24 protein-coding genes are annotated in these 23,679 nt (G+C 28.1%); 21 read left to right on the forward strand and 3 right to left on the reverse strand.

Annotated elements, in window-relative coordinates; all coding sequences use genetic code 11:
* Nucleotides 1–10: 10 nt before the first annotated feature.
* Together NT01CX_RS05235 and NT01CX_RS05240 are read right to left on the reverse strand one after the other, a co-directional pair.
* Nucleotides 11–1,451 (reverse strand): IS1182-like element ISCno1 family transposase gene (locus NT01CX_RS05235; RefSeq protein ID WP_242648479.1). Its coding sequence is split into 2 segments (ribosomal slippage): nt 11–100 and nt 102–1,451, totalling 1,440 coding nucleotides; the frame shifts between segments, so codons are not numbered across the junction.
* Between the two features lie 160 nt (nt 1,452–1,611).
* Nucleotides 1,612–2,022: a hypothetical protein gene (locus tag NT01CX_RS05240; RefSeq protein WP_011722008.1), complete on the reverse strand. Its 411-nt coding sequence runs from the start codon at nt 2,020–2,022 to the stop codon at nt 1,612–1,614.
* A gap of 211 nt (nt 2,023–2,233) precedes the next feature.
* Here NT01CX_RS05240 and NT01CX_RS05245 point away from each other — a divergent pair, with 211 nt between their 5' ends.
* Nucleotides 2,234–4,516 (forward strand): AAA family ATPase, encoded by a 2,283-nt coding sequence (locus NT01CX_RS05245; RefSeq protein WP_011722009.1) that lies wholly within the window; start codon nt 2,234–2,236, stop codon nt 4,514–4,516.
* A gap of 52 nt (nt 4,517–4,568) precedes the next feature.
* Here NT01CX_RS05245 and ychF read toward each other — a convergent pair whose 3' ends face one another.
* Complete coding sequence (ychF, locus tag NT01CX_RS05250) at nt 4,569–5,666, reverse strand: redox-regulated ATPase YchF (RefSeq protein ID WP_011722010.1); 1,098 nt, start codon at nt 5,664–5,666, stop codon at nt 4,569–4,571.
* 285 nt (nt 5,667–5,951) lie between these two features.
* Here ychF and rsmH point away from each other — a divergent pair, with 285 nt between their 5' ends.
* The 20 genes from rsmH to pyrR all read left to right on the forward strand — a co-directional run bounded on the left by rsmH (nt 5,952) and on the right by pyrR (nt 23,642).
* Nucleotides 5,952–6,881 carry a 16S rRNA (cytosine(1402)-N(4))-methyltransferase RsmH gene (rsmH, locus tag NT01CX_RS05255; RefSeq protein WP_011722011.1) on the forward strand — a complete coding sequence of 310 codons (930 nt, stop codon included), beginning with the start codon at nt 5,952–5,954 and terminating at the stop codon, nt 6,879–6,881.
* Between the two features lie 27 nt (nt 6,882–6,908).
* Nucleotides 6,909–7,409 (forward strand): hypothetical protein, encoded by a 501-nt coding sequence (locus NT01CX_RS05260; protein WP_011722012.1) that lies wholly within the window; start codon nt 6,909–6,911, stop codon nt 7,407–7,409.
* Between the two features lie 15 nt (nt 7,410–7,424).
* Nucleotides 7,425–9,629 carry a stage V sporulation protein D gene (locus tag NT01CX_RS05265; protein WP_011722013.1) on the forward strand — a complete coding sequence of 735 codons (2,205 nt, stop codon included), beginning with the start codon at nt 7,425–7,427 and terminating at the stop codon, nt 9,627–9,629.
* 64 nt (nt 9,630–9,693) lie between these two features.
* The gene (locus tag NT01CX_RS05270) at nt 9,694–11,145 is read left to right on the forward strand and encodes a UDP-N-acetylmuramoyl-L-alanyl-D-glutamate--2,6-diaminopimelate ligase (RefSeq protein ID WP_011722014.1); all 1,452 of its coding nucleotides are present in this window, start codon (nt 9,694–9,696) and stop codon (nt 11,143–11,145) included.
* The gene (locus tag NT01CX_RS05275) at nt 11,146–12,519 is read left to right on the forward strand and encodes a UDP-N-acetylmuramoyl-tripeptide--D-alanyl-D-alanine ligase (RefSeq protein ID WP_011722015.1); all 1,374 of its coding nucleotides are present in this window, start codon (nt 11,146–11,148) and stop codon (nt 12,517–12,519) included.
* A gap of 13 nt (nt 12,520–12,532) precedes the next feature.
* Entirely contained in the window at nt 12,533–13,510 is a 978-nt protein-coding gene (gene mraY, locus NT01CX_RS05280; RefSeq protein ID WP_011722016.1) for a phospho-N-acetylmuramoyl-pentapeptide-transferase, read from the forward strand.
* Nucleotides 13,511–13,534: 24 nt separating this feature from the next.
* Nucleotides 13,535–14,644, forward strand: a complete 1,110-nt coding sequence (spoVE, locus tag NT01CX_RS05285) for a stage V sporulation protein E (protein WP_011722017.1) — start codon at nt 13,535–13,537, stop codon at nt 14,642–14,644.
* A 144-nt stretch (nt 14,645–14,788) separates the two neighbouring features.
* On the forward strand, nt 14,789–15,574 hold the full coding sequence (locus NT01CX_RS05290) for a cell division protein FtsQ/DivIB (RefSeq protein WP_011722018.1): 786 nt from the start codon (nt 14,789–14,791) through the stop codon (nt 15,572–15,574).
* Nucleotides 15,575–15,585: 11 nt separating this feature from the next.
* Nucleotides 15,586–16,344: a DUF881 domain-containing protein gene (locus tag NT01CX_RS05295; RefSeq protein WP_011722019.1), complete on the forward strand. Its 759-nt coding sequence runs from the start codon at nt 15,586–15,588 to the stop codon at nt 16,342–16,344.
* Between the two features lie 10 nt (nt 16,345–16,354).
* Complete coding sequence (locus tag NT01CX_RS05300) at nt 16,355–16,696, forward strand: small basic family protein (RefSeq protein ID WP_011722020.1); 342 nt, start codon at nt 16,355–16,357, stop codon at nt 16,694–16,696.
* 9 nt (nt 16,697–16,705) lie between these two features.
* The gene (locus NT01CX_RS05305; protein ID WP_011722021.1) at nt 16,706–17,452 is read left to right on the forward strand and encodes a DUF881 domain-containing protein; all 747 of its coding nucleotides are present in this window, start codon (nt 16,706–16,708) and stop codon (nt 17,450–17,452) included.
* A gap of 41 nt (nt 17,453–17,493) precedes the next feature.
* The gene (locus NT01CX_RS05310; protein ID WP_011722022.1) at nt 17,494–18,165 is read left to right on the forward strand and encodes a YggS family pyridoxal phosphate-dependent enzyme; all 672 of its coding nucleotides are present in this window, start codon (nt 17,494–17,496) and stop codon (nt 18,163–18,165) included.
* A gap of 2 nt (nt 18,166–18,167) precedes the next feature.
* Nucleotides 18,168–18,629, forward strand: a complete 462-nt coding sequence (locus NT01CX_RS05315; RefSeq protein WP_011722023.1) for a cell division protein SepF — start codon at nt 18,168–18,170, stop codon at nt 18,627–18,629.
* Between the two features lie 25 nt (nt 18,630–18,654).
* The gene (locus NT01CX_RS05320) at nt 18,655–19,440 is read left to right on the forward strand and encodes an RNA-binding protein (RefSeq protein ID WP_011722024.1); all 786 of its coding nucleotides are present in this window, start codon (nt 18,655–18,657) and stop codon (nt 19,438–19,440) included.
* Nucleotides 19,441–19,456: 16 nt separating this feature from the next.
* The gene (locus NT01CX_RS05325; protein WP_011722025.1) at nt 19,457–20,161 is read left to right on the forward strand and encodes a DivIVA domain-containing protein; all 705 of its coding nucleotides are present in this window, start codon (nt 19,457–19,459) and stop codon (nt 20,159–20,161) included.
* Between the two features lie 135 nt (nt 20,162–20,296).
* Nucleotides 20,297–20,989, forward strand: coding sequence for a 5'-methylthioadenosine/adenosylhomocysteine nucleosidase (locus NT01CX_RS05330; protein WP_011722026.1), 693 nt, complete (start codon nt 20,297–20,299; stop codon nt 20,987–20,989).
* 93 nt (nt 20,990–21,082) lie between these two features.
* Nucleotides 21,083–21,703, forward strand: a complete 621-nt coding sequence (locus NT01CX_RS05335; RefSeq protein WP_011722027.1) for a TraR/DksA C4-type zinc finger protein — start codon at nt 21,083–21,085, stop codon at nt 21,701–21,703.
* Nucleotides 21,704–21,742: 39 nt separating this feature from the next.
* The gene (gene lspA / locus NT01CX_RS05340; protein WP_011722028.1) at nt 21,743–22,189 is read left to right on the forward strand and encodes a signal peptidase II; all 447 of its coding nucleotides are present in this window, start codon (nt 21,743–21,745) and stop codon (nt 22,187–22,189) included.
* Nucleotides 22,189–23,103, forward strand: coding sequence for an RluA family pseudouridine synthase (locus tag NT01CX_RS05345; RefSeq protein WP_011722029.1), 915 nt, complete (start codon nt 22,189–22,191; stop codon nt 23,101–23,103). Before lspA ends, NT01CX_RS05345 begins: the two co-directional genes overlap by 1 nt.
* 2 nt (nt 23,104–23,105) lie before the next feature.
* Complete coding sequence (gene pyrR / locus NT01CX_RS05350) at nt 23,106–23,642, forward strand: bifunctional pyr operon transcriptional regulator/uracil phosphoribosyltransferase PyrR (protein WP_011722030.1); 537 nt, start codon at nt 23,106–23,108, stop codon at nt 23,640–23,642.
* The last annotated feature ends 37 nt before the right edge of the window (nt 23,643–23,679 follow it).

The following is a 23,679-nucleotide window of genomic DNA, read 5'->3' on the forward strand; positions in this document are numbered from 1 at the left end:
GGGCTTTTGTTTACGCCAAAATTCTTTTATGCGATAGCATTCGAAAAATATTTATTATGTATGTTGATTTGGAATAAATTTGAATTAACGTACACAAAAAAATAGTGCGATAGCACCATGGCTATCTTTTTCATATTCTGAACTGCCGCTGTAAGTAGGCACTGCTCAGAAACATTTTTAATTCCTCGCATGCGACAATAACGTAGCCCATGTAATTCTTTTGAATCAGCAAAGCTACGCTCAATCTTTTCTTTACGTCGTTTGTAAATATTTTTACCTTTTTCTGTTTTAGTAAATCTAAAAATTTGATCTTTATAGTCTTCCCAAACATGACGACGTATAGTTCTATTAATGGATTTATCAGATGTTAAGCAATTATTTTTATATTTGCAAGAAGCACAATGCTCCGCATTACTTACGTATTCTTTATAACCTTCCCTTGTAGTAGTTCTATATTTTAAAAAGCAATTATTAATACATACATATCCATCTAATTCTTTAACATACTGAAATCTATATTTTGTATATTTTCCTTTAACATGGGGTCCTAAACGGAACCCAAAAACACCTTGATAATTTTTGTCTGAAATTTGTTTACAAATAGGATTCGTAGAATATCCGGCATCTGCTACTAAATATTTTGTATTAAAATTAAACTTTTCTATTTGAGTTTCTATTCTTTTAACATAAGGATCTACATCGTTTATATTCCCGGGAGTAACATGAACGTCTGTTATAATATTATACTTTCCGTCAACAGTTCTATGATCTAAATAAAAAAAGCCTTTAGGTTTTCCATCTCTAACCATATATCCACTGTCTGGATCAGTTGTACTTACTTTTATTTCCTTAGTTTCAGCTATTTTAGTCTTTTTTTTTAGAGGCTTTTTATTATGATTAATTCTATCTTTATTAATGTCATTCTCTAATTCATCAAAGTATTCCTTTGTGGATTTAGTTATTTCTTTTTTAATAAATTTATGTTTATTAGCGTTAGCTTTTAAGTGAGTAGAATCAGTATATAGAATTTTGCCATCAACCAAGTTTCTATTAATAGCTTGAAATACAATATTATCAAATATTTCTTGATGTATATTTGTATTACTAAATCTTTTTGTTCTATTCTGGCTTATAGTGGAATGACTTGGTATTTTATCAGTAAGTCCATATCCTAAAAACCATCTGTAAGCTACATTTACCTGGATTTCTTTTACAAGCTGACGCTCTGAACGTATACCGAATAGGTATCCTATAAAAAGCATTTTAAATAATACAACTGGGTCTACTGAAGGTCTGCCATTATCAGCACAATATAAATCCTTAGTTAAATCTCTTATAAATGAAAAGTCTATGTATTTATCTATCTTTCTAAGTATGTGATTTTCAGGTACTAAATTTTCTATATAAACTAGTTCTAATTGATTTTGTTTTCTTTCATTATTAGTAAGCATTTTTCCTCCGTAGGAGCCCTAACGGGCTAAAAGATTTATTGTTCTAAAATATATATTCTACATAAACACTAAAAATCCTTTTTGTAATAAATGTAAAAAGGCTGTTGACAAATTATGTTTATCAACAGCCTGAACGTTGACATTTTGTCAACGTTTTTTGTTATCTGTATTTAACCTTTTGTGCTTGATGAAGTTTTTTAACAGCATCCCCTTCAACTGGTACAAGTTGAGCCTTGTTTGTCATATTAAGGATGTTCAATACTTGAAGAACTTCACGATCAGTTTTTCCTTTTTTACCTTTTAGTCCTTGTATTAACAAAGAATGACCTTGAGATATTGGCATAAATGTAGGCTTTTTAAACCATCTATTTTTCTTGTAAACACATTTAGTTATGTTTTTGCTTCTATCTGGTTTTATTAATATAGTAACAATTAATTTATGGAAAAATAAAAAAGATTTTTTTTCTGTTTTTATTGAAATTACTTTTCCTTGTGCTTGACTAAGTCTATCGCCATACTTAGCTAGATAGGAATTTGTGTAATGCTGACTTAACTTTTCTTTAAAACCCATTATGAATAACTCCTTTACATATAATTTATATAAAAAATAATAAAATGACATTATAACTAAAATTAATTATATCATAGTATGGTTTTTTTTAAAACTATTAATTATTATTTACATAAGTTTGAAAAATTATTATTTTTTTAAAACTTGTGGCTAAATGAGTGGGTATAGAATACTAATATAATAAGTGCAAGAAAAAGGGAGGGATATCAAAATGGAGCTTTCATCCCATGATGTCATATACGAGTTTAAAATAGACGATTTAGAAATTAAAGAAGACAAATTTAATGTACCAGAATATAAAAGGGAAGTATATAAAAAGATAAAGACAGCTCTTGAAATAGATAAGGAAGGATATAACGTTTATTTAGTAGATGATTTTTCAAAAATGAAATTAAAAAATATAAAGAAATATATAGAGGAATTTTATATAGGAAAGAGTAATAAACCTCAAGATATATGCTATGTAATAAAAGAAGATCCAGAAAAGCCTTATCCTATATTCCTCTCAGGGGGAAAGGGATATATTTTGAAAAAAACAGTAGAGGATCTTCAAAAGAAATATTTAAATTCAATATATAATTTTTATAATGGTGCGTGTATAGAAGAGAAAGATGAAATAATAGATAGTATACAAGTAGAGAGACATAAACTTGTATCTGAACTTATGGAAAGTGCTAAAGAAAAAGGTTTTAAAATAAAATCTACTGAAGGTGGATTTACATTTGTACCTATAAAATCAAATAATATTATGACGGAATTGGAATATGACGAGCTTGAAGAGAATAAAAAGAAGGATATACTTAGTAAAGTTTCAAAATTAAAAATACAGTCAAGCAAAATACTAGATGATCTTAAAGAAATTGAAATAAGAGGAATAGAAAAAATAAAATATATAATGAAGGATTACTTTAAAAGTGAGCTTCAGGATATTAAGTTTAAATATAAAGAAGAGTTTTCAGAAGACATGGAGGTAATAAATTTTCTAAATGAACTTTGTGATGAAGTGGAAAAAGATGTATGCGATACTTATTCTATGATATATGAAAATGATGAAGAGGCAATAGCAGAAATTATAATGAGATATGATGTTAATGTACTTGTAGATAATACAATCAATGACATACCAAATGTTATATATGAAGAGGATCCAAATGTAATAAGATTAATGGGAAGCATAGATTACAAAAATCAGAATGGTACTTATATAACGGATGTATCTTTTATAAAGGCAGGATCTATTTTAAAAGCAAATGAGGGATGTTTAATAATGAAAGCAAGTGATTTGCTTTCAAGTCCTACGGCTTATTATAATTTAAAAAAGGTAATTTCAAGTGGAGAGATAGATTTTAACTATAATAAAGGATATGTAGAACTTATATCTATAAGTGGACTTGATCCAAGGCCAATAAAAGTAAAAGAAAAAATAATTTTAATTGGTGATTATGAGACTTATGATATTTTATACAACTATGATAAAGATTTTAAAAAGATGTTTAAAATAAAAGCACAGTACAATCCTATATTAAATACAACTAAAAATCATATTGAGTCTTTTATTTCAAGTATAAAAAAAATATGCGAAGTTAATAACTTAAAACCACTAGATAAAAATGCTATAAAAGAATTAGCGAAGATTTCTGCAAGGAAAGCAGAAGATAGAAATAAGTTACTTATTAATAATGAAGATTTAAGCAAAGTATTAGTTATTGCAAATAATAATGTAAAATTAGAAGAAAAGAATAAAATTTCAAGAGAAGATATTATTAAAGCCTATAATGATGATGATATTATTAAAGAAGAAGTTATGGAATATTACAAAGAAAATATGATATTAATAAATGTAAATGGAAGATCGATTGGACAAATAAATGGACTTTCAATAATAGATTTAGGATATATTACTTTTGGAAAGCCTATAAGAATAACCTGTTCTTGTTATAAAGGAGAGGGAGAAATAATAGATGTTGAAAAACAAAGTGAACTAAGTGGAAATATACACAATAAATCTGTAAACATTTTAAAAGGATGTATAAGTCATATTTTAGGAAAGTATAATGTAATACCAGTTAATTTTCATTTAAGCTTTGAACAAACTTATAGTAAAATTGATGGTGATAGTGCATCTGTTGCAGAATTTATAAGTATGATTTCAGCTTTAAGCAATATGCCTATAAGACAAAACATTGCAGTTACAGGTTCTTTAAATCAATTTGGAGAAGTACAGCCTATTGGTGGAGTAAATGAAAAAATAGAAGGCTTTTTTAAAGTTTGCAAGTGTATTGATAATGTAAATAATAAAGGAGTTTTAATACCAGTTTCTAATAAAAATAATTTAGTTTTAAATTCTGAAGTAGAAGAAGCTATTAGAATGAAAAAATTTCATATATATACCATGAAAAACATAAAAGAAGCTATAGAAATATTAATAGGTGATTATGATAAAGTTATGGAAAGTATAAAAAAAGAATTAAAAAAATACAACAAGAGAATGTAGTATTTTAAATTAAATAAAAAATCTATCTCAAAAATTTTGAGATAGATTTTTTTTAAACGTTAAATCTAAAGTTAACAATATCTCCATCTTGCATTACATAGTCTTTACCTTCAAGTCTATATAATCCTTTTTCCTTAGCAGCAGCTTCGGAACCACATTCTACAAGATCATCATAAGATACAATTTCTGCTCTTATAAATCCTCTTTCAATATCAGTGTGAATCTTACCAGCAGCTTTTGGAGCTTTTGTTCCCTTAACTATAGTCCAAGCTCTTACTTCTATTTTACCAGCTGTTAAGAAACTCATAAGTCCTAAAAGAGAGTAACTAGAACGAATTAGTCTATTAAGTCCTGGTTCTGTAAGACCATATTCAGATAATAATTCATCTCTTTCTTCATCTTCTAAAGTAGATAGTTCTTCTTCGATTTTAGCACATACAGTTATAACTTCAGAGTCTTCTTCTTTAGCGTATTCTTTAACCTTTTTAACAAATTCATTTTCAGTGTTTCCAGATACAAGATCATCTTCACATATATTTGATACATATAATATAGGTTTTGAAGTGATTAAGAAGAATCCTTTAACGATTTCTTGTTCTTCTTTAGTAAGTTCAAGACTTCTAACAGGTTTATTAGCTTCAAGATGCTCTTTAACTTTTTCAAGAACTGGAAGTTCTGCTTTAGCTTCCTTAACTCCACTACGAGCTGATCTAGCTGTTTTTTCATATCTTCTTTCAATAACTTCAAGGTCTGCAAGTATAAGTTCAAGATTAATTGTTTCAATGTCACGAATAGGATCGATTGAACCTTCAACGTGTACTATGTTATCATCGTTAAAGCATCTTACAACGTGTACTATGGCTTCAACTTCTCTTATATGAGATAAGAACTTATTTCCAAGTCCTTCACCTTTACTAGCACCTTTAACAAGTCCGGCAATATCATAAAATTCTACTGTTGCATATACTTTCTTCTTTGTGTCATACATTTTTTCAAGCACGTCTAGTCTTTTATCTGGGACAGCTACAACTCCTACATTTGGTTCTATAGTACAAAATGGGTAGTTAGCTGATTCAGCTCCTGCTTTTGTTATGGCATTAAATAGGGTGCTTTTACCAACATTTGGTAAACCTACAATTCCTAATTTCATCTATGTACATTCCTTTCTTTCATTTTGTATAATTTCCTAATAAATTATACTCTAGATTAATGTGTATTTCAAGGAAGCTATACTTATAATAGTAGTAATAACATAATAAAATATTAAAAATTAATTAAAAAATAAATTATATTATTGAAGGAATTTCATATTAGCTATAGAATATAAAAGATAGTGGTTTAAATTATATAGCAATTTGAAATAATATTTAGAATAGCTTAGAAAAACTAAGACAATACCAAATAATGAAATAATTGTTGAGAAAAGGAGAAAAATATGAATTTTAATCATGTACCTGTATTACTAGAGGAAACTATAGATTCATTGAACATAAAGGAAGATGGAATCTATGTTGACTGTACACTTGGAGGGGCAGGTCACTCTAGCGAAATATTAAAAAAATTATCGAAAAAAGGAAGACTAATAGGCATAGATCAAGATATAAATGCTATAAAGGCAGCTAAAGAAAGATTGAAAGATTATGAAAATGTTACTTATGTACATAACAATTTTTATAATTTAGCAAGTATTTTAGATGAACTAAATGTAGATAAAGTAGATGGAATCCTAATGGATCTTGGAGTATCATCCTATCAATTAGATACACCTGAGAGAGGATTTAGCTACATGAAGGATGCTATGTTAGATATGAGAATGAATACAGAAAATGGTATATCAGCTTATGATGTAGTAAATGGATATTCAGAAGATGATTTATTTAGAATAATAAAAGACTATGGAGAAGAAAGATTTTCAAGAAAAATAGCTAAAGCTATAGTTAAAGAGAGAAATGAAAAACCTGTTGAAACCACATTAGAATTAGTGAAAATTATAAAAGATGTTATTCCAATGAAATTTCAGCAAGGAGGGCATCCAGCTAAAAAGACTTTTCAAGCTATAAGAATAGAAGTTAATCACGAACTTGAAATATTAAATAAAACTGTAGAAGACGGGGTTAACTACTTAAATCCAAATGGAAGGATTTCAGTTATTACTTTCCATTCTTTAGAAGATAGAATCATAAAAACTAAATTCAAGGAATTAGAAAATCCATGTACTTGTCCTAAAGAATTTCCAATATGTGTTTGTGGTAAAAAACCGGTTGTAAAGGTTGTAACAAGAAAGCCAATAGAACCAAATGAATTTGAAAGAGAAAATAATTCAAGAAGTAGAAGCTCAAAATTGAGAGTGGCACAAAAAATTTAGTTCTAAATATGAAGTGGAGGGAATACAGTGATAGTAACAAACAAAAATAATATGGGAGTAAGTGGTAATAATGCTTTAGCACCTGAAAAAGTGCCCCAAATAGTCACAGAAGAAAAAACATACGAAGAATTACAAAGATCTAAAAAACAGTATATTAGAAAAAGCAAACAAAGAGCCATAAAACAAAAAGTAAGTGCTTTAAAACTAATTGCCATAGGATTTGCAGCAGCATTTTTTTTGATCTATAGGTATTCCCTAATATACAATATGGAAAAAGATATTATAGAGGTAAAAAAACAAATATCCAATGTTAATGCAGAAAATGAAAACTTAAAAATTGGTTTACTAAAGTATGATAATATAAAGCTTATCGAAGAAAAATCTGAAAAAGAACTTAACATGGTGCCTAAGAGTTCAACTAATGTACAGTACATAGACTTATATAAAAATAATTTTAAGGATATTTCAGTATCTGAAGAAAAAACGAAGAACAATATATTAAAAAAAATAAAGGAGATTTTGTTTTAACGGAGGTAATATGGTGTGGCTGAAAAGAAATATAGGGACAAGAGTATAATAAAGCGGAGGATGCTTATAATTTTAAGCATACTTTTGCTTTTGTTTTTTTCTTTAATGTGTAGACTTGGATATATAATGCTAGCAAAATCTCATGATTACAAAAATATTGCTACGGATCAATGGACAAGTGAAGTAAAGATAGAGGCAAGAAGAGGTAAAATTGTTGATAGAAATGGACATGAACTTGCAGTAAGTGCCAATGTATATAGAGTAGATTTGGACATGAATGCAATAAGAGAAGTTCAAAAGAAAAATAGTAGTGATAAGATAAGTGATGATGAGGTAGCAACTGCAATTGCTAAAGCACTTAATATGGACAAAAATGAAGTGCTTAAAATTCTCCAAAAAAGACTCCCAGGTGGTCTTCCTATGGGATCTGCAACTTTAAAAAGAAGAATAGAAAAGGAAGAAGCAGATAGAGCTAGAGATGTTAAAATAAGAGGGAAAAAATTAAGAGGCATAATAGTATCTCCAGATACAAAGAGATATTATCCTAATGATAATTTTTTGGCACAAGTATTAGGACATACTAGAGCGGATGGTGAAGGGTTAACAGGAGTAGAACTTCAATATAATAAAGAATTAGCAGGAGTTCCTGGAGTTAAAATTGCTGAAACGGATATAAAAAGTCAGGATCTTCCGTATACAATATCAGAATATACAAAACCTGTGCCTGGAAAAGATGTAGTTCTTACAATAGATGAGATGATACAACATTTTTGTGAAAAGTCAGCAGATCAAGCAATTAAAGATAACAAAGCTAAGGCGGTTACCATAATGGTAATGGATCCTAAAACAGGAGAAATTCTTGGTATGGCAAATAAACCTGATTATAATCCTAATTCACCATGGGAAGAGGGAAAGAGCTTTCAAGAATTACAAAAGGGATGGAGAAATAGAGCTGTAAGTGATACATTTGAGCCAGGATCTATTTTTAAAGTAATAACTGCCAGTGCAGCTATGGAAGAAAAGGTTATTGATGAAGAAAATTATAGAGTTACATGTACAGGAGCTATTAAAGTTGCCGATCGTATAAGACACTGTGCTAAAAAGTCTGGACATGGAGTTGAGACTTTTCCAGATATAATTAAAAATTCATGTAACGTAGGATTTATAGATGTTGGAAGAAAGCTTGGAGCAGAGAAATTAAATAAGCATATTTATAAATTTGGATTTGGTAAGAAAACAGGAATTGACCTTCCAGGTGAGGCAAGTGGTATAGTAAAGAAAACTGAAGACATTGGTGAAGGTGACCTTGCATCAATATCTTTTGGTCAAGCTAATACTGTAACTTGTATTCAATATATGACAGCATTAAATGCAATTGCAAATGGAGGTTACTTAATAAAACCTCATATTGCCAAAGAAATAGTGCATTATGATGACAATAATAACAAAGTAATTGATAAAAGTTTTGATTATTTAGTAAAAGAGAAAAAAAGAATAGAAGATGCAGATGTTATGGAAAGATTAAGAGGATACATGGAACGTGTTGTATCAGAAGGTGGAGGAAGAAAAGCATTTATAGATGGATACAAAATTGCAGGAAAAACTGGTACAGCTCAAAAAGTTGTAAATGGTAGATATGGTGCAGGAAAATATATAGGATCATTTGCATCTATGGCACCTTCAAACGATCCTAAAGTTACAATACTTGTATCTATTGATGAGCCAGATTCATCTAACTATTATGGTGGACAGATAGCAGCACCAGTTGCAAAACAACTATATACTGATATATTTAATTATCTTTCTCTTCAAGTTGGAAATGGAGAAAAGTTACTTGTTAAAAATGCAATAGTTCCTGAAGTTAGAGGACTTAAAAAGGATGCTGCAATTAAAGCTTTAAAAGATGTTAAATTAAACTATGATATAGATGATAAAGGTGATTATATAGTAGATATGACACCTAAACCTGGATATGCTATAAATGAAGGTGGAAAAGTTGTACTTTACACAGGTAGTGCAAAAAATTATAATAAAGAAGTGGTTGTTCCTAATCTTAAAGGATATAGTAAGGAAAAAGCAGCAGGACTTCTTAAAAATTTAGGAATTCAGGTTAAGTTTATAGGGGATGGAGTTGTATTAGACCAAAGTATTGCCCCAGGAAAAGCAGTAGATAGGGGTAAGGCTACTGTGGTTCTTACATTAAAAGAAGTTGGAGATTAGAATGTAATTAGCAACGCACTAAATTAGTGCGTTGCATTAATTTGTTTAATAAGAGGTGATTTGTGTGAAAGTTAATGAATTATTAAAAGGGTTAGAATATGAAATTTTAAATGGAGACTTAGAACTAGAAGTAAGTAGCATTGAGTATGATTCAAGAAAGATATCAGAAAATGATGTTTTTGTTGCTATTGAAGGATTTAACGTTGATGGACACAAATTTATAGAAAAAGCTATAAATGAAGGTGCAAAGGTTATAGTATGTAGTAAGGAAATAGAAATAAAAAAAGGGATAACATATATAAAGGTTGAAAACACAAGAAAAGCATTGGCTATAATGGCATCTAATTTATACAATAATCCATCAAAGGATATAAAGTTAATAGGAATTACAGGAACAAATGGTAAAACCACATCTACATATATGATAAAATCAATTTTAGAATCAGCAGGACACAGTACGGGACTTATAGGAACTATATCAAACTTTATTGGAAATGAAAAAATAAAAGCAGAAAGAACAACACCAGAGTCACTTGAACTTCATGAAATGTTTAAAAAAATGAAGGATAAAAATATAGAATATTGTGTCATGGAAGTTTCATCTCATTCTTTAAGTCTAGATAGAGTTTATGGACTTGAATTTTCGCAAGGAATTTTTACTAATCTAACTCAAGATCATCTTGATTTTCATAAAACTTTTGAAAATTACTACAGAGCAAAATTATCCATGTTTGATAATGCTAAAAATTCAATAATAAATATAGATGATACTTATGGAGAAAGAATACTAAATGATGTTCCAGATAGTAGTAATAAAATAACTTACTCCACTGAAAAAAAAGCAGATCTATTTGCAAAGGATATAGTTAATCATGCAAGAGGTGCGGAATTTGTTTTATGCTATAAAGATAAAGAAACTCATATTAATCTAAGCATACCTGGTATATACAATGTTTATAATGCATTATGCAGTGCAGGAGCTTGTCTTTCGGAAGGAATATCTATGGAGGATGTAAAAAAAGGACTTGAAAGTGTAGTAGTACCAGGAAGATGTGAAAATGCTACTAAAGATTATGATTTAGGTTTTGATGTTATAATTGATTATGCGCACACTCCAGATGGATTAGAAAATATACTTGAAACTGCAAGAGACTTTACAAAAGGAAGACTTATAAGTGTATTTGGATGTGGTGGAGATAGAGATAAAACTAAAAGACCTATTATGGGTAAAATAGGATCTGATATGTCAGACATTGCAATAATAACTTCAGATAATCCAAGAACAGAAGAGCCAAGTCAAATCATAAAAGATGTTGTAGAAGGAATTAAAAAAGACAACTATATTGTGGTTGAAAATAGAAAAGAAGCTATAAAAAAAGCTATTGAAATTGCAAAACAAGGTGATGTAATAGTAGTTGCAGGAAAAGGTCATGAAGATTATCAAATATTAAAAGATAAGACAATACATTTTGATGAAAGAGAATTAATAGCTGACATAATAAAGGAGTTGTTTTAATTGGAATTACTAAAATTTGAAGAAATAGTTAAAGCGGTTAGGGGTAAAGTACACATAAATTCAGGTAACCATAAATATAATAATATTAGTACAGATACAAGAAAAATTACCAAAGACAGTATATTTGTAGCACTAAAGGGAGATAATTTTAATGCTAATGATTATATAGTAGATGCAAGCGTAAAAGGTTCTAATTTATGTATAGTAGATGAAATAAAATTTAAAGATAGTGATTTAAATGAAAATACATCTATTATATTAGTAGAAAATACTAGAAAAGCACTACTTGATTTAGCAGAATTATATAGAAGTAAATTAGACATAAAAGTAATAGGCATAACAGGTTCCACTGGAAAAACATCTACAAAAGATTTAACAGCAGCAGCATTAAGTTCTAAATATAAGGTATTTAAAACACAAGGTAATTTTAATAATGAAGTAGGATTGCCACTTATGATATTTAGTCTTGATAATAGTTATGATGTTGCAGTATTAGAAATGGGTATGAGCAACTTTGATGAAATCCACAGACTTGCAAAAGTTGCAAAGCCAGATATTGCATTAATAACTAATATAGGAATATCGCATATAGAAAACTTAAAAACTAGAGAAAACATTTTAAAGGCTAAAATGGAAATAACAGATTTCTTTAATGAAGATAGTGTTTTAATAGTAAATAAAGAAAATGATTTATTAAAAACTGTTAAATCAAATGATTATAAACTAATGAGTATTGGATTTGAAAAAGATGTGGACTATACAGCAGAAGATATATTTACTGATGAAAACCATATTGAATTTACTGTATGTCATAAAGATGAAAAAGAAAGATTCAATATACCAGTTCCAGGAAAACATAATATTTTAAATTCTATGCTTGCAATAGTAGCAGGAAGAACTTTAGGCATAGAATACGATAAATTAAAACAAGGTATAAAGAATTTAAGTGTTACATCTATGAGACTTGATATAGTAAAAAAAGATGGATTTACTATAGTTGATGACTCATATAATGCTAGTCCTGATTCCATGAGAGCAGCTATTGATGTTATAAATACAATAAAAGGAAATAGAAAAATAGCTATACTTGGAACTATGAAGGAGTTAGGGAAAGATTCATACAAATTCCATAAAGAAGTTGCAGAGTATGCAAAGGAAAATAATATAGATTTTCTTATAACAGTTGGGGAATTTAATGAAGCTTATAAAGAAGGATATAATAATGATATTAACTTTATGGCATTTGACACGATAGAAGATGCATCAGACTTTATAACAAATAATTTAAATAAAGAAGATATAATACTTGTAAAAGCTTCAAGAAGTATGAAATTTGAGTATATAGTAAACAAGCTTAAAGATAAAAATATTTAAAGGAGACATCAATATGAGTTTAATGATTTATTCAGTATTAGTAGCATTTGTTGTATCTTTAATTCAAGGACCAATACTAATACCATTATTACACAAATTTAAATTTGGTCAAAATATAAGAAGTGAGGGACCTGAAAGCCATAAGAAAAAATCTGGAACTCCTACTATGGGAGGAGTAATATTTATTATTTCAAGTGTAATCACAGTATTTGTGGTTTCAAGACATCCAAGTTTTGAAACTAAACTTGCTATATTTGCTTTTGTAGCATTTGGTATTATAGGATTAATAGATGATTCACTTAAAATAATACATAAAGAAAATGAGGGTTTAAAGGCTTACCAAAAGATGATATTATTATTAATTGTATCTTCTATAATAGGTTTTTATGCTTATAATAATCCTAGAATAGGAAGTGAAATAATAGTACCATTTGTTCATAAAACATGGAATCTTGGAATGTTTTATATACCATTTATAATTTTCTATTTTGCAGCTACAACAAATGCTGTAAATTTAACTGATGGATTAGATGGTCTTGCAACAAGTATAACTTTACTTGTTATGACTTTCTTTGCAGTAGTGAGTTATGCTACAGGAAATTATAATTTAGCAGTATTTTGTTCAATTGTGGCAGGTGCGCTTTTAGGATTTTTAAAGTACAATGCGTATCCAGCACAAGTTTTCATGGGAGATACTGGTTCATTAGCTTTAGGTGGTGTTGTTGGAGCTGTTGCAATGATGCTTAAATTACCTTTAATAGTTATAATTGTTGGAGGAATTTATCTTGCAGAAGCACTATCTGTAATACTTCAAGTTGGATCTTTTAAATTAAGAGGTAAGAGAATATTTAAAATGAGTCCAATACATCATCACTTTGAATTAAGTGGATGGCATGAAACTAAAATAGTATCTATTTTTTCAATAATTACAGTGATACTTTGTTTAATAGGTTTCTTGTCATTAATTAAGATGAATGGTTTTTCCCTATAAGTAATTTAAACAGGAGGAACTATTATGGAGAACCCAAAAAAGAAACTGGGTAAAGTTGATTTTATATTGTTTATTACAATAATGTTACTTGTATCTATTGGGGTAATTATGGTTTATAGTGCTAGTTCTTATGCTTCCCTACATAATAAAAACTATAATTATGATAGTATGTATTTTTTAAAGAAACAAGGATTGTGGGCTTTTATTGGATTGATTTGTATGGTGGTAGCTGAAAAAACAGATTATCATAAATTAAGAAAGAATATAAAGCCACTTATTATTGTAACTATAATTTTGCTATGTGCTGTTTTTGCATTCCCAGGTAATCATGGTGCTAGAAGATGGATTTACCTTCCAGGAGGAGCCTCTATTCAGCCATCAGAAATAGCTAAATATGTTGTTGTTCTTTATATGGCAAATAGTATAGAACAAAAGGGAGAAAAAATGAAAACTTTTAAATATGGGGTTTTTCCATATTTAATAGTATCAGGTTTTTTTGCAGGTATGGTATTGCTTGAAAAAAATCTTAGTATAGCATCCGTTATAATGATTGTTACACTTATTATTTTATTTGCTTCTGGATGTAGGGGAAAACATATAGCTTTTGTATTTGGTTTAATTGGTGTTGCAGGAAGTATATTTACGGTATTTGAGTCATATAGACTTAGAAGACTTGTAAGCTTCCTAAATCCATGGGCAGATCCAAGAGGTGATGGATATCAGCTTATACAGTCTCTTTTAGCATTAGGATCAGGTGGAGTTATGGGAATGGGGCTTGGTCGTTCAAGACAAAAGTGTTATTACATACCGGAGCCACATAATGACTTTATATTTTCCATTATAGGAGAAGAATTAGGATTAATAGGATGTCTTGTTGTTATAGCTTTATTCATATTATTTATGTTTAGAGGTATAAGAACAGCAGTTAGGGCAAAAGATGTCTTTGGAACTGTACTTGCAACAGGAATTACAGGGGTAATTGCAATTCAAGCAATTATAAATATTGCTGTTGTAACTGGATCAATGCCAGTTACAGGTGTACCTTTACCCTTTATAAGTTATGGAGGTTCATCTCTTGTATTTAACTTAATAGCTATGGGAGTACTTCTTAATATATCAAGGCAAAGTAATTAAAGCATTGTATTTTATACAGTGCTTTTTTATTTATAAAATTCATAAAAATTTATTAATGAATATTAAGATTAAACAAGTTTAATCTTAATATGTTATGTGTTATTATATAAATATAAATATAGATAAGTTGAGAGGAATTATCATATGGCTACAAATTTAAGAGTAAAGAAAAATAAAGAACCAAATGAATTAATATTAAGAAGGAGAAAAAGGAAAAGAATAAAAAAATCAGTAATAACTATTGTTCTGTTAGGGGCTATAATTACTACGCTTTGTTTAAAATTACCGTACTTTGCCATAAAGGATATTGAAGTTATAAATAATAGAAACATAAGTGCAAAAGAAATAAAAGATCTTTCAACATTGAATTTAGGAGAAAATATATTTTATTTAAACTTAAATAAAATAAAAGAATCCATTCTTTCAAATTCATATATATTAAGTGTTGATGTAAAAAGAGAATTACCTGATCATATAAAAATTTATGTAAAAGAAAGAAATGCTGTTTTTTATGTAAAGCAAGGGGATAAGTATTTAATTATAGACAAAGAAGGTATTGTATTAGAAGAAAAGGCCACAATTGATGGAATGAAGCTTATTAAGTTAGATGGCTTTGAGAAAAATCCTTATAAAGTAGGAGAGCACATAGAAACTAAAGATGAAAGAAAGTTAAAACTTATAGGAGAAATTACAGATTTAATAAATAGATTAAAGGAAGGAATTCCAGAACCATCTGTAGTAGATATATCAGATATTACCAATATAAACTTATATTATGGAGATATACTAATAAAAATGGGAATGAAAGAAAATTTAGAAGAAAAATATAATAAGGCTATTAATATTTTAATGAGTAATAATTTAATAGGTAAAAAGGGATATATAGATATAAGCTTTAATGGTGATCCAGTATTTTCTATAATGAATTAGGAGGACATATTATGAAAAAGATTCAATCTCAAATTTCTGTTGGAATTGTATCTGTGCTTCTTAGTTTTATGATTACATATCAATTAAAATCTGTTATGAATCAAAATAAAAAATTAGATGATAAGAAAAATGTAGCTCAAATAACACTTGAGATAGACCAATTAAAAAAGCAAAAAGAACAATTAAAGGCCAATATAGATGAATTACAAACACAAATAAAAAGCTACGAAAATGCTGCATCTAGTGACAATGATATGACTAAGGAAATAGTTAAAAAGTTAGAGGATACTAGAATTTTAACAGGAAGTGTAGATGTAGAAGGTGAAGGAGTAATAATATATATTACACCAAGAAAAGAGTTCTTTTCAGGAAATGACGAAGTGCCAGTAGTTCAAGATTATGACATTATTAAACTTATAAATGAGTTAAATGCCGGAGATGCAGAAGCAATATCTGTAAATGACATAAGAATTACATCAAGAACAGGTATTCGTAGTGCCAGTAATTATATTACCATAAACAATGAAAGAATATCTCCTACTAAAAGAATTACAATAAAAGCTATAGGAAATAGAGTTAACTTAAAAAAAGTACTTGAGTTTCCTGGAGTTTTAGACCAATTTAATCAAATTAATCAAGTAGGAATAGATGTTAAGTATGAAGAGTCAAGTAATATAAAAATACCAAAAAATAATGAAATTTTAAAATTTCAATATGCAAAACCAATAAATGATGATACAAATAAAGATAAGTTAAATAGAGATAAATAGAGGTGATATTATGATAATAGTAATAGGACTTGTTATTGGAGCAATAATAGGAGTTTTTTGGAATATAAATATTCCTATAAATTTTTCTCCATATATTTCTGTTGCTATATTTGCTTGCCTTGATTCAGTGTTTGGAGCTATAAAAGCATCTGTTGAAAAAAAGTTTAGAGCAGATGTATTTATTTCTGGATTTTTTGGGAATGCTGTATTGGCAGCAGCACTAACATATTTAGGAGATAAATTAGGTATGCCAATATATCTTGCAGCAATTATAGTTTTTGGAGAAAGAATATTTAATAACTTTGCAGCTTTAAGAAGATTGCTACTTGAAAAAGCAAAATCACATCAATGAGGTGATTAGATGAAACATAATGAAGCTACTATATTTATTTTTATAGCTTCCATAATTTTAGGTGTACTTATATCATCTAATATGAACTTAGGAAAGTTCAACAATAAGGTTCTTTTAAATCCAGCGGAATATCAAAAAGCATATAATTATAATATGAAGTTAGATAGAGATATTAGAAATCTTAAAGATGAATATAAGGAATACAGTAAAAAGCTAAAGAAGTATAAAGAAGATGAACATAATGAAAATAAAGATAGATTAAAAGATGAAATGAAAAATGAAATCTTAAATAATGAAATGATTTTAGGAAATGAAGATGTAGAAGGTGAAGGAGTAATTGTAACTTTAGGTGATGCAATTGATAAGTTAAGAAATCCTCAAATTATGCCCGAAGAAAGAAACTTTCTTATGGTACATGATAAAGATATTTTAGGAGTAATAAACGATTTAAGATATGCAGGTGCTGAAGCAATATCAATAAATGGTCAAAGAGTTACGAATAGATCTTATATTTTATGCGTAGGTGTATTTGTCTTAGTAGATGGGGTTAAAGTGCCTGGACCTTTTCATATAAAAGCTATAGGAGATAAAGAAAAACTTTATAGTTATATAGAAGGAAACGAGGCTTCTGTATCTCTACTTAAACTTAGAGGGGTAGATATTACAGTAACTAAAGAAGATAATATGAAAATTATAGAAAATGATAAAAAATTACATTATAATTATATGAAAGATAGTAAAGCTGATAATAAATAATATAAGATAAAATAAAAATAATTTGTAAGGAGACGATTTTAGTGTCCATAAGGGAAAATGTTATAAAGTTTCAAAACGAAATACCTAAAGATGTTACATTACTTGCTGTTTCTAAAACTAGAACACTAGAAGAACTAGAAGAAGCATATAAGTGTAATATAAGGGATTTTGGGGAAAATAAGGTTCAAGAACTAATCTATAAGTTTGATAATTTCCATAAAGATGTCAGATGGCATTTAATTGGACATCTTCAGACTAATAAAGTAAAATATATTGTAGGAAAAGTGTATTTAATACACTCTTTAGACAGTATTAAACTTTTAAAAGAAATTGAAAGAAGATATTCTATAGCCAATGAAATTGCAAATGTACTTATACAAATAAATATAGGTAGAGATCCTAACAAGTCGGGGGTACTTTTAGAAAATCTACAAGAATTAATAGATGAATGTGAAAAATGTAAAAATGTTAAAGTAAAAGGTCTTATGACAGTAATTCCTAAAGGAAATTCAGCTACTAATATAGAATACTTTATAGAGATGAAAAAAATATATGATTTTTTATCAAATAAGTTGTATAATAATGTAAAAATGGAATTTCTTTCAATGGGCATGACTGGAGATTATAAGGAAGCTCTTAAGGAAGGAGCTAATATTGTAAGAATTGGTGAAGGGATATTTGGAAAAAGAGTATACAATATCAAGGAGGGTTAAAAATGGCAAAAAAAATGCTTAATAAAGTTATGGATTTTTTAGGATTAGAAGAGGAAATTGATGAAATAGAAGAAATGGACAATGAAGCAATTGTAGAGGGTAATGAAGAAATAGATAATATATTCGATTCTTCTAATGTTAGAAATCAAAAGGGAAAGGTTGTATCTATACATACAACAACAAGTACTAAGGTTTTAATATTAAAACCTATGGACTATGATGCTGCAATAGAAATTTGTGATAATTTAAAATCAAGAAAAATAATAGTTGTAAATATGACAAGCCTTGAGTCAAAAATAGCACAAAGATTACTTGACTTTATTGCAGGAGCAAGTTATGCATTAGGTGGATCACTTGATGAAATTGATAAAGGTGTATACATAGTTTCTCCATCAAATGTAGAAATAACTAATGAATTAAAAAATGAACTTTCTACTAAAGGAATTTTAAATTGGACTAAATAAACTTTAGGGTGTTGAAATTATAATTATGAATAAAAAAGAATTCTTAGAGTATTTTAAAAATGATGATGAAATTTTACTATCTAAATTATATGATAAAATACTGTTACATGAAAAAATAAGTAAGCCTATATATCTTAATGAATTCTATAGTCCTTTAATTTGGAGCAAGTTATTGAGTTTAAGTAGTAAATTAGGATGCAATATAGGGGCATTTGGGATTTTTAAAGAAAGTGATAGGAGAGTTATTTCTATTTTAGGAGCTTATGATCATGAAGAAATATATAACTATCCCATAGAACTTATAAGAATAGATAATAAATCCACATTTAAAAAATTAAAGCATTCAGATTTTTTAGGAGCTTTAATGGCGCAAGGACTAAAAAGAGAAAAATTTGGAGATCTTATAGTAAAAGGGGATAGTTGCTATGTACCAATATGCAGTGATATATCTCAATTTATAATAGACAATGTAACCAAAATAGGAAAAAATCCTTGCAGTATAAAAATAATAAATCATTATGATGGAAATGAAGTTCCTACATTTCAGTTTCAAGAAAAAAGTGTAGTGATTTCTTCTATGAGATTAGATTCTATAGTTGCAGCTTTAAGTGGTTTATCTAGAGGTAATTCAGAGGATCTTATAAAAAAAGGCTTAGTTTTAATTAATTATGATAAGATTACAAAAAGAAATGCTATTGTAAAACCTAATTCTATCATAACTATAAGGGGATATGGTAAATTTAGAATAGATGAATATATTGGAAAAACTTTAAAGGGTAGAGAGAGAATTATAATTAAAAAATACATATGAGTATGGGGTGGTCTGTATGGTAGTTACATCAATGGATATTAATAATAAAGAGTTTAAGAAGGTCTTTAGAGGATATGATTGTGATGAGGTTGATGAATTTTTAGATAAAGTTGCAGAAGATTATGAAGCACTTTACAAAGAAAATTCCTTTTTAAAAGAAAGACTTGAAGTTGCAGATGAAAAACTAAAGCATTATTCAAAAATAGAAGAAAATATCCAAAAGACTTTAGTGCTAGCACAAAGTGCAGCGGAACAAGCTAAGTCATCAGCACAAAATGAAGCTGAATTAATAATTAGACAAGCTAATGAATCAGCTCAAAGAATAATAAACAAAGCACATAATGATGTTATAAGAATAAATGACGATTATGATTCTATAAAACAAGAATTTTTAAAATTTAGATCTAAGTTTAAACATTTTATGAATGCTCAGTTAGATACATTTAGTGGTCTTGAAAAAGAATTTATAAAAAATTATAACATAGGTAATGCAGAAAATAGCGATATAAATAATATTAATAATATAAATAATATAAATAATATTAATATAAAAGAAATAGAAACTGAATCAGAGAAAAAAGTAAATGATTTTCAAACTATAAATACTGATATAGAAGATAAGGTATCTATAGAAAAAGAAAATATTTGTGAAAATGAAAGCTTAAATGATGAAGATTTAGATGCTATAAAAAGTTTTTTTGCAGAAGAAGAAGTAAAGTAGTCTCACTAATTTGTGAGACTTTTAATTTTACATAAAAAGGTATCGTTGACAACAAAAAAAGATTAATGTATTCTTATATAAGTATACATAAAAAAATAATATGAATTTTAAATTGAAAGGATAAGGAGATAGAGTATGGTAATTGGAATTATCGGTGCAATGGACGAAGAAGTATCAATTTTATTAGAAAATATAGAATTAAAAGATAAAAAAACAAAAGCTAATATGGAATTCAACCATGGAAAACTTTGGGGGAAAGATGCTGTAGTAGTAAGAAGTGGAATAGGAAAAGTAAATGCAGCAATTTGTGCTCAAATATTAGTAGATGATTATAATGTAGATAAAGTTATAAATGTTGGAGTTGCAGGTGGAATAGGAAAAGATATAATGCCAGGAGATGTGGTTATTGCAGATACATTAGTTCAACATGATATGGATACTACAGCATTTGGAGATGAGCTTGGACAAATACCTAGATTAGATGTTTATGACTTTAAATGTGATAAATATCTTATTGAACTTGCAAGAAAAACATGTGAAAAATCTACAGAACACAAAAGTTTTGTGGGAAGAATTGTATCAGGAGACCAATTTATTGCAGACTCACAAAAAATAAAGTGGTTAAATGAAAAGTTTAATGCTATTGCTTGTGAAATGGAAGGAGCAAGTATTGCTCAAGTATGTTATTTAAATGCAATTCCTTTTGTAGTAATAAGATCAATATCTGACAATGCAAATAATGGAGCACATATAGATTATGAAAAATTTATACCTATTGGAGTTAAAAATTCAACTAATATATTAAAGGGAATATTAGAAAATATATAAAATATATAGCTTGTGTAATAAAAAAAATTTCTTTGAAAAAACTAAATAACAGACCTTTATTAAATTTACTTAATATAAAAGGAGTTGTTATTTATGAAAGAGAAAAGAAAACAACATTTTAGAGATAAGTTATATAAAGAAAAAAAGCAAGTAGAAGAGTTAATAAATAAGATAAAAGAATTTGAACCGGTGAAATTTAGCAGTGAGGCAAATTCAGAGTTGTCTATTTATAGCAATCATCCAGCTGATATAGGACAAGAATTTTTAGATAAAGCAAAGGGCATAGCACTTGAGAAAGCGGAACTTGAGAAGTTACATGAAATAAGTGAATCATTGTATGATATGGAACATGGAACTTATGGAATATGCAGAATATGTAAAAATCAAATACCAGATGATAGACTTGAAGCTGTGCCTTATGCTAAATACTGTGTTCATTGTAAAAACAACCAAGATAAACTTATTGCAATGAAAAATCGTGGTAAGCCTAATGATGAAAAAGCAATAGAAGAAACTTTTGGTGCAGGAAATAACAATAATTCAAAAGCTATGTTTTTCGATATAGAAGATAGTTATTTAAGTGTAGAAATGAATAATGAATTAGAGAATGTTTATACATTTAATGATTATAATGAAGAAGATGAAAATATTGGATTTGTAGAAGAAGTAGAAAAGATAAGCAATCAGCAATATATAAACCAACTACCAGATTAAAAATATAGTTATTTTATTTTTGGGATGGGGAGATTAATTATGGAAGTTTTAATTATTATATTTGGTATAATTTTAGATAGAATTACAAAATTATGGGCTTTAAAAGAACTATCTAGTGGACATGAAATAGAGATAATCAAAAACTTTTTTTCCTTTAATTATTTAGAAAATAGAGGCGCTGCTTTTGGAATATTTCAAGGAAAAACAGTTTTGTTAGTTTTAGTAACTCTACTTATTATGATAGGAGTTATATATTACTTTATAAAATATAGACCTACCTCTAGATTTATGAGAATTGGAGTATCTTTTATAGTATCTGGAGCTTTAGGAAATTTATATGACAGAATATTTTATAAATATGTAGTTGATTTTATTCTTATTCATTATAAAAATGTTTATTATTATCCTACATTTAACATAGCAGATATTTTAGTTGTGGTAGGTACAATAATGTTAGCCATATTTCTTTTAAGGGAAGGTAAGTAATGAAAACAGAGAATTTTTTAATAAATGAAGATGAAGCAAATTCTAGGTTGGATGTATTTATATCAAAATGTTTTGAAGAAAAGTCCAGATCCTATGCTCAAAAACTTATAGAAGATAAAAATGTACTTGTAAATGGTAGTATAAAAAAGAGTAATTATAAATTAAAAACAGGGGACAATGTGGAAGTAACCATTAAAGAAGATGAAACAATAAATATAGAGCCAGAAGATATAAAATTAAATATTCTTTATGAAGATGAGGATGTTATTGTTATAGATAAACCTCAAGGTATGGTGGTTCATCCAGGTAACGGAAATTATAGTGGTACATTAGTTAATGGATTATTATATCATTGTGACAGTTTATCTTCTATAAATGGAGATGTAAGACCTGGAATTGTACATAGAATAGATAAAGACACGTCCGGAGTACTGGTAGTAGCTAAAAATGATAATGCTCACATAATTCTTTCAGAGCAATTAAAAGAACATTCTATGAAAAGAGAATATGTAGCCTTAGTAGAAGGTATAATTAAAGATGATGAAGGAACAATAGATGAGCCTTTAGGAAGAAATCCTAAAGATAGAATTAAAAGAGCAGTAGTGAGAAATGGAAAAAATGCAATAACTCACTATGAGGTTATAAGAAGGTTTAATAAAAATACATTGGTTAAATGTATACTAGAAACAGGAAGAACTCATCAAATAAGAGTACATATGGCGCATATAAACCATCCACTTGTTGGAGATCCTATGTATGGATTTAAGAAACAAAGATTTAAGTTAAATGGTCAAATGTTACATGCAAGAAAACTTGGATTTATACATCCTTCATCAAAGAAGTATATGGAATTTCAATCGGAATTGCCGAATTATTATAAAGAGATATTATTTAAACTTAGTAAGGAGGAATAGATATGGAATTTAAGTCTATACTTTTAGACGAAAAAGCAATAAAAAGAACGCTTACAAGAATAGCACATGAAATAATAGAAAAAAACAAAGGAGTAGAGGATATTGTTCTTCTTGGAATACAACGTAGAGGAGTTCCAATAGCTAGAAGAATTGCTGCTTTAATTGAACAATTTGAAGATGTTAAAGTTGAAGTTGGTTCAGTTGATATTACTCTTTATAGAGATGATTTAACAGAAGTTGCTGAACAACCACTACTTAATGAAAAGAGTTTAGATATTGATGTTAAAAATAAGAAAATCATATTAGTTGATGATGTACTTTTCACTGGTAGAACAGCAAGAGCAGCTATGGAAGCTGTAATTAAACATGGAAGACCTGATAATATTCAACTTGCAGTATTAGTAGATAGAGGACATAGAGAACTTCCAATAAGGGCTGACTATGTTGGTAAAAATGTACCTACTTCTAAAAAGGAGCTTGTATCTGTAATGGTTTCAGAAATTGATTCTGAAGATGCAGTTAAGATATTTGAAAAATAATATGTTTAGTTAAATAAAGAAAAATGAACAACCCTCT

The organism is Clostridium novyi NT, assembly GCF_000014125.1.
GTDB lineage: Bacteria > Bacillota > Clostridia > Clostridiales > Clostridiaceae > Clostridium_H > Clostridium_H novyi.

Excerpts from the sequence above, each read along its gene's own strand:
- NT01CX_RS05240 (WP_011722008.1), bottom strand. The coding sequence starts at position 2,022 with ATGGGTTTTAAAGAAAAGTTAAGTCAGCATTACACAAATTCCTATCTA.
- NT01CX_RS05245 (WP_011722009.1), top strand. The coding sequence starts at position 2,234 with ATGGAGCTTTCATCCCATGATGTCATATACGAGTTTAAAATAGACGAT.
- ychF (WP_011722010.1), bottom strand. The coding sequence starts at position 5,666 with ATGAAATTAGGAATTGTAGGTTTACCAAATGTTGGTAAAAGCACCCTA.
- rsmH (WP_011722011.1), top strand. The coding sequence starts at position 5,952 with ATGAATTTTAATCATGTACCTGTATTACTAGAGGAAACTATAGATTCA.
- mraY (WP_011722016.1), top strand. The coding sequence starts at position 12,533 with ATGAGTTTAATGATTTATTCAGTATTAGTAGCATTTGTTGTATCTTTA.
- spoVE (WP_011722017.1), top strand. The coding sequence starts at position 13,535 with ATGGAGAACCCAAAAAAGAAACTGGGTAAAGTTGATTTTATATTGTTT.
- NT01CX_RS05290 (WP_011722018.1), top strand. The coding sequence starts at position 14,789 with ATGGCTACAAATTTAAGAGTAAAGAAAAATAAAGAACCAAATGAATTA.
- NT01CX_RS05295 (WP_011722019.1), top strand. The coding sequence starts at position 15,586 with ATGAAAAAGATTCAATCTCAAATTTCTGTTGGAATTGTATCTGTGCTT.
- NT01CX_RS05300 (WP_011722020.1), top strand. The coding sequence starts at position 16,355 with ATGATAATAGTAATAGGACTTGTTATTGGAGCAATAATAGGAGTTTTT.
- NT01CX_RS05305 (WP_011722021.1), top strand. The coding sequence starts at position 16,706 with ATGAAACATAATGAAGCTACTATATTTATTTTTATAGCTTCCATAATT.
- NT01CX_RS05315 (WP_011722023.1), top strand. The coding sequence starts at position 18,168 with ATGGCAAAAAAAATGCTTAATAAAGTTATGGATTTTTTAGGATTAGAA.
- NT01CX_RS05320 (WP_011722024.1), top strand. The coding sequence starts at position 18,655 with ATGAATAAAAAAGAATTCTTAGAGTATTTTAAAAATGATGATGAAATT.
- NT01CX_RS05325 (WP_011722025.1), top strand. The coding sequence starts at position 19,457 with ATGGTAGTTACATCAATGGATATTAATAATAAAGAGTTTAAGAAGGTC.
- NT01CX_RS05330 (WP_011722026.1), top strand. The coding sequence starts at position 20,297 with ATGGTAATTGGAATTATCGGTGCAATGGACGAAGAAGTATCAATTTTA.
- NT01CX_RS05335 (WP_011722027.1), top strand. The coding sequence starts at position 21,083 with ATGAAAGAGAAAAGAAAACAACATTTTAGAGATAAGTTATATAAAGAA.
- lspA (WP_011722028.1), top strand. The coding sequence starts at position 21,743 with ATGGAAGTTTTAATTATTATATTTGGTATAATTTTAGATAGAATTACA.
- NT01CX_RS05345 (WP_011722029.1), top strand. The coding sequence starts at position 22,189 with ATGAAAACAGAGAATTTTTTAATAAATGAAGATGAAGCAAATTCTAGG.
- pyrR (WP_011722030.1), top strand. The coding sequence starts at position 23,106 with ATGGAATTTAAGTCTATACTTTTAGACGAAAAAGCAATAAAAAGAACG.